Annotated in this window: 5 protein-coding genes; 1 reads left to right on the top strand and 4 read right to left on the bottom strand. The window is 62.4% G+C overall.

Annotated features, from left to right (window positions below):
- Window positions 1–118: 118 nt before the first annotated feature.
- On the bottom strand, window positions 119–1,657 hold the full coding sequence (gene murJ, locus NGM28_RS25065) for a murein biosynthesis integral membrane protein MurJ (protein WP_252092003.1): 1,539 nt from the start codon (window positions 1,655–1,657) through the stop codon (window positions 119–121).
- Between the two features lie 249 nt (window positions 1,658–1,906).
- Between murJ and rpsT the strand changes: the two genes are divergently transcribed.
- On the top strand, window positions 1,907–2,185 hold the full coding sequence (rpsT, locus tag NGM28_RS25070) for a 30S ribosomal protein S20 (protein ID WP_003247625.1): 279 nt from the start codon (window positions 1,907–1,909) through the stop codon (window positions 2,183–2,185).
- A gap of 197 nt (window positions 2,186–2,382) precedes the next feature.
- Here the strand turns inward: rpsT and NGM28_RS25075 are convergent, their stop codons facing one another.
- Genes NGM28_RS25075 through NGM28_RS25085 form a run of 3 tightly spaced genes read right to left on the bottom strand, consistent with a single transcriptional unit; the run spans window position 2,383 to window position 5,945 of the window.
- Entirely contained in the window at window positions 2,383–4,683 is a 2,301-nt protein-coding gene (locus tag NGM28_RS25075; protein ID WP_240066647.1) for a PqiB family protein, read from the bottom strand.
- Window positions 4,676–5,299 (bottom strand): paraquat-inducible protein A, encoded by a 624-nt coding sequence (locus NGM28_RS25080; protein WP_240066648.1) that lies wholly within the window; start codon window positions 5,297–5,299, stop codon window positions 4,676–4,678. Before NGM28_RS25080 ends, NGM28_RS25075 begins: the two co-directional genes overlap by 8 nt.
- Complete coding sequence (locus NGM28_RS25085; RefSeq protein ID WP_213658356.1) at window positions 5,286–5,945, bottom strand: paraquat-inducible protein A; 660 nt, start codon at window positions 5,943–5,945, stop codon at window positions 5,286–5,288. The genes NGM28_RS25080 and NGM28_RS25085 overlap by 14 nt, the downstream gene beginning before the upstream one ends.
- Window positions 5,946–6,040: the final 95 nt, after the last annotated feature.

The following is a 6,040-nucleotide window of genomic DNA, read 5'->3' on the forward strand; positions in this document are numbered from 1 at the left end:
ACGCGCTTCTTGCTCATAAAGTGGCCGATTATAACCACACCCGGGCGCTGACGACAGGCGGCAGCGCCACCGCGGGGCATGGAATGCGAAAAACCGACGCCTGACCCTTTTTACCGCCTCAGTGCATCGCCTTGCGGGCGAAATGCCGTGGGCGGAAACCACACAGGAACAAGCAGCCGAAGTAGGTCACCACGCCGGCCGCGATCAGGCCGCCCAGGCGCAGGAAGCGCGCCAGCATGTCGCCCTGCGCCCAGGCCGGCAGGTAATGCATGCCCAGCAGCAGCACGGCGGACATCAAGGTCACCGCCAGCACCAGCTTGAGCAGGAACGCTGTCCAGCCCGGCTGCGGCTGGTACAACCGTTGGCTGCGCAGTTTCCAGAACAGCAAGCCGGCATTGAGACAGGCCCCCAGGCTGATCGCCAGGGCCAGCCCGGCGTGGGCCAGCGGGCCGACCAGGGCCAGGTTGAACAGCTGGGTGCAGACCAGGGTGAAGATCGCGATCCTCACCGGCGTGCGGATATTCTGCTGCGCATAGAAGCCAGGTGCCAGTACCTTGACCAGGATGATCGCCAGCAGGCCCACCGAATAGGCGATCAGCGCGCGCTGGGTCATGGCGGCGTCGAAGGCGGTGAACTTGCCGTACTGGAACAGCGCCACGGTCAAAGGCTCGGCGAGGATCGCCAGGGCCAGGGTGCAGGGCAATACCAGCAGGAAACACAGGCGCAGGCCCCAGTCGAGGATCCGCGAGTACTCTTCACGGTCCTTGTTGGCGTAGGTCTTGGCCAGCGTGGGCAGCAGAATGGTGCCAAGCGCCACGCCCAGCACGCCGGAGGGCAGTTCCATCAAGCGGTCGGCGTAGTACATCCACGACACCGACCCCGCCACCAGGAAGGAGGCGAAGATGGTGTTGATGATCAGCGAGATCTGGCTCACCGACACGCCGAGGATGGCCGGCAGCATCTGCTTGAGCACCCGCCATACGCCGGCATCGCGCAGGTTCAGGCGCGGCAGCACGAGCATACCGATCCTCTTCAGTGCCGGCAGCTGGTATAGCAACTGCGCCAGGCCACCGGCCAGCACCCCCCAGCCCAGGGCCATGATGGGTGGGTCGAAGTAGGGCGTGAGGAACACGGCGAAGGCGATCATCGCCACGTTGAGCAGCGTCGGCGTGAAGGCCGGCACGCTGAAGCGGTTCCAGGTGTTGAGGATCGCGCCGGCCAGCGACGACAGCGAGATCAGCAATATATAAGGAAAGGTCACCCGCAGCAGCGAAGTGGTCAGCTCGTACTTTTCAGTGTTGTCGACAAAACCAGGGGCGGTGGCCCAGACCACCCAGGGGGCGGCGAGGATGCCGATCACGGTGACCAGGGCCAGGGCCAGGGTCAGCAGGCCGCTCACATAGGCGATGAAGGTGCGGGTGGCCTCCTCGCCCTGCTGGGTCTTGTACTCGGCCAGGATGGGCACGAACGCCTGGGAGAACGCCCCCTCGGCGAAGATTCGCCGCAACAGGTTAGGCAGCTTGAAGGCGATGAAGAAGGCGTCGGTGGCGACGCCGGCACCGAAAACCCGTGCCAGGATGGTGTCGCGCACGAAGCCGAGCACCCGGGAAATCATGGTAATCGAGCTGACTGCGGCCAGGGATTTGAGCAGGTTCATCGAAAAGTTTCACGCCAAGGGCAGAGGGCGCTGCCAGACAGCGTCCGAATGTGCGATACTCCCGCGCCTTCGCAGGGGAGCCAAAAATTCCCGAGTTTACAGGTCGCGCCGCAGAAAGGAATCTTTCCGCTCATCGACCCACCACTCGGCGGAACCTTGCAGGTGGCCTTGACATCCGTTCGACTCGTCGGCATGATTCGCGGCCTATTTTGTTTGCTATTTACCTAAAGTCTTTCGAGGAGCTCGACGGTGGCCAACACACCTTCCGCCAAGAAACGTGCAAAACAGGCTGAGAAGCGTCGCAGCCACAACGCCAGCCTGCGTTCCATGGTCCGCACCTACATCAAGAATGTAGTCAAAGCCATCGACGCAAAAGACGCCGAAAAAGCGCAAGCCGCTTACGTTCTGGCTGTGCCTGTAATCGACCGTATGGCCGACAAGGGCATCATCCACAAGAACAAAGCTGCTCGCCACAAAGGCCGTCTGAATGGCCACATCAAGGCGCTGAAAGAAGCTGCAGCTGCCTAAGCGACGTTCTTGTCGAAAAAACCGACCCTAGGGTCGGTTTTTTTATGCCTGTGATTTACCTGCGCCATGCACCGCCCCTCGTAGGAGCCAGCCTTGCTGGCGAAAGGGCCAGCACAAACGTGTCGCCCATACCGATGCATTCGCCGGCAAGCCGGCTCCTACGGGCCGATGGGGCCGCCTGGCGACCCCGCTCACCATCACTTGCCAATCTGAATCTTCGGCGCCCACTCCAGCCAGGCATCCTCGGGCTTGTCGAACAAAGCGAAGGTCTGCTGCGGCCGTGCCGGGTTGCCCATCTGCTCGCCATCCGGGGTGGCGAAGGCGATGCCGCCTGCGATCAACGTTTCCACCGACTCGGTGCGCACCGTGGCGCCCTTGAACAGGCCCCAGTCGAAGCCAAACCCGCTGCTGTTCCAGAACCGGCTACCACCGCGCACCAGGCCGGCATAACGCGGCTCGATGAGGATGTGGATAAGCACCCGGTCGGCAGTCTGGCCCAGCTCGAATCCAACGACCTTGCCCACGGTGACCTCGCGATACGTCACCGGCACCCCCGGCTTGATCGAGCCACGTCGTGGCGCGCTCAGGGTCAGCGGCAGGCCGACCTCCTCCCCCTTCACTTCAGGCGCATCGGCAAGTGCAATGAAATCGCGCTGCGGCCCCTTGTCCTTGAGCGCCGGCAACACTTCCAGGTACTGGCCACCGACCAGTGTGTCAAGGTTCTCGGTACGCACCAGGCCCAACGCTGGCTTGACCACCCAGAACTGCGTCCCGGCACGGGCGATACGCTCTGCTGACTGGGTGATGCGCGCCCTGAGCAACACGGCCTGCAGGTCGCTCGTCAGGTCGACACTTTCGACACTGCCCACGTCGAGCCCACGGAAGCGGATGGGTGTGCCGGGCTTGAGACCATCTGCGCGCTCGACGCGGATGGTGACCAGTGTACCGGCACGGTTGGCCGCGTCCTGGCTTTCATGCAGGCGGAAGCGCGGGATACGGCGCTTGAGCGGCACGTCGGGTTTTGGGGTGTCGAAGGCGATACCGCCCGCCATGAGGGTCTGCAACGACTCACTCTTGACCTGAATACCCGACAACCCGCCGGTCAGGGTGATACCGCTGGCATTCCAGAAGCGCGTGGAGCCATTGACCAGGTTGGCGTATTCCTTCTCGATGTGCACACCGATCAGGATCCGTTTGCTGTTGCGCGCGAACTGGTAGCTTTGCACGCTACCCACTCGCACTTGGCGATACATCACCGGGCTGCCGACCTCCAGCGATCCCAGAGTGTCGGCGAACAACACCATGTGCAGGCCCGGGGCTTTCAAATCCAGCGGTGGCGCCTTGGCGCGCGCCTCGAACTCGCGCAGGGGCTTGGCACCCGGCTCGCCCGGGCGAACAGCGATGTAGTTGCCCTTCACCAAGGCCTCGAGGCCCGTGATACCCGCGAGCGAGATGGACGGTTTGACCACCCAGAACTGTGTCCCTTCGACCAGATAATCTTCCGCCAACGGGTCCAGGGTCAGCTCGGCCATGGCGTTGGAGAGGTCACCTTCAATCTTCAGGTCCTTCAGCGTGCCGACCTGGATGCCTTTATAGAGAACGGGTGTACGGCCTTTCTGCAGGCCCTCGAAGTCACTGAGCTTGACCTTCACACGGATGCCGGCCTGGGCGGCATCGAAATCCTCGTACAAGCGGAACGGCAGGCTTGGGTCGGTGGGCGGGCTGTCCTTGCGATTCTCGGGCGTGGCGAAGGCAATACCGCCGGCAACGATGCTCGACAGCGACTCGGTACGCACTTTCACGCCGGAAAGGTCGGCGTCGATACTGACCCCGCTGGCATTCCAGAAACGCGTGTGCTTGCGCACCAGGCTCGCATAGGCCGGGGCGATGAACACCTTGATCTCCACCGTGCCCTGGTCCTCGGACAGGCGATAGCTCTTCACCCGGCCGACCTGGATCTGCTTGTAGAACACCGGGCTTTCGCGGTTGAGCGAACCCAGGCGGTCGGCCTTGAGGGTCAGGTGCAGGCCAGGCTCCTCATCGGACAGGGGTGGCGCCTCTTTCAGCGCGGTGTAGCGTTTGGTCAGCTCACCCTCCCCTGGGTCCACGGCAATGTAATTGCCGGAGACCAGTGTCTCCAGACCTGAAATACCCGCCAGGCTGACGCTCGGCTTCACCAGCCAGAAGCGCGTGCCCTTGGTCAGGTGCGGGCCCGCCTCCTTGCGCATCTCGATGGTGGCGACCACACCGCGGTTTTCCCCCTTGTCATCCAGCACCAGGGCGACGACCTTGCCCACCGACATGCCCTTGTAGATGACCTCGGTCTTGTTGGCGACGATGCCCTCGCCGCTCTCGAAGCGCACCTGGATCTCGATACCGGCATCGCGATAGGCCTGCCAGGCCAACCAACCGCCGATCGCCAAGGCAATCAGCGGCAGGATCCAGATGGCCGACCAGTTCGAAGCAGGCCGGGTTTTAGCCGTAGGCAAATCACTCATGGTCGTCATCCGACTCCGTGTTATCCCAGATCAGTCGGGGATCGAAAGTTAAAGCGGCGAGCATCGTCAGGATCACCACGGTGGCGAAGGCGACGGCGCCCAGGTTGGCTTCGACACTGGCGATGCGGCCGAAATTCACCACCGCCACGAGGATGGCGATGACGAAGATGTCCAGCATCGACCAGCGGCCGATGAATTCGATGAAGCGGTACATCAGGATGCGCTGGCGTGCCGACAGCGGCTGGTGACGCTGCACCGAGTAGAGCAGCAGGGCGATGCCTACCAGCTTGAACGTCGGTACCAGGATGCTGGCGATGAACACCACCGCGGCAATCGGCAGCATGCCGTGCTTGAGCAGGGTAATGACGCCCGACATGATCGTGTCGGGGCTACCCTGGCCCAAGGCGCTGACGGTCATGATCGGCAGCACGTTGGCCGGGATGTAGAGCACCATCGCCGTGATCAGCAGCGCCCAGGTGCGCGCGATGCTGTTGGGCCTGCGCGCATGGACCACGGCGCCACAACGGGTGCATGCCTGCGAAGAGCTATCAGGCTCATGCCGGTTGAGCTCATGACACTCGTTGCAGATCAAAATACCGGCATCAATCGCCCGCATGGACATCCTCCCCGGACAACGCCACCCAGATCTGGTGGGGTGACATCACCACCTCCAGCCAGACCTGGACCAGCAATAGGCTGATGAAGCAGAACAGGCCAAGGCCGATGCTCAGCTCGGCCAGGTCGACCAGCTTGACGATGGCCACCAGCACGCCCATGAAATAGACCTCGAGCATCCCCCACTCACGCAGGTGGTGGTAGATACGATAGATCAGCAGGCCGTAACTACGGCCGACATTCAGGCGAATGCTCAGCAGCACAAGCAGCTGGCACAACAGCTTGAGCAATGGGATAGCCATGCTGCAGAGGAATACGACAACGGCAATGCCGCGCATCTGCGAATTGTACAGGCCGAGCACGCCACTCCAGACCGTATCGTCGGAGGTCTGGCCCAGCAGGTGCAGTTGCATGATCGGCAGGAAGTTGGCTGGCACGTAGAGCAGCAAAGCTGTCAGTACCAGGGCGAGGCTGCGATTGACGACATTGTGACGGTGAGCGTAGAGCTCATAGCCACACCGCGGGCAATGGGCCTTCTCGTCATTCTGTAGCGTCGTCTTGCGCATCAGCAGGTCGCACTCGTGGCAGGCCACAAGGTCATCCAGCGGCAACTGCGCGAGCGCTTCGGGATCGGAAGGGTTGGGCATAAGGAAGTTCTGAATGGATGCGTCGGCTCTATTCTAGTGTTCTGACTCGAATTATGGGAGACGACCCTTGTGAAGAGCTGTTGTAGGAGCCGGCG

The sequence above is a fragment of the Pseudomonas sp. MWU13-3659 genome (assembly GCF_023757525.1).
Taxonomy (GTDB): Bacteria; Pseudomonadota; Gammaproteobacteria; order Pseudomonadales; family Pseudomonadaceae; genus Aquipseudomonas; species Aquipseudomonas entomophila_E.

Coding starts and splice junctions, on each gene's coding strand:
- NGM28_RS25075 (WP_240066647.1), bottom strand. CDS start 4,683: ATGAGTGATTTGCCTACGGCTAAAACCCGGCCTGCTTCGAACTGGTCG.
- NGM28_RS25080 (WP_240066648.1), bottom strand. CDS start 5,299: ATGCGGGCGATTGATGCCGGTATTTTGATCTGCAACGAGTGTCATGAG.
- murJ (WP_252092003.1), bottom strand. CDS start 1,657: ATGAACCTGCTCAAATCCCTGGCCGCAGTCAGCTCGATTACCATGATT.
- NGM28_RS25085 (WP_213658356.1), bottom strand. CDS start 5,945: ATGCCCAACCCTTCCGATCCCGAAGCGCTCGCGCAGTTGCCGCTGGAT.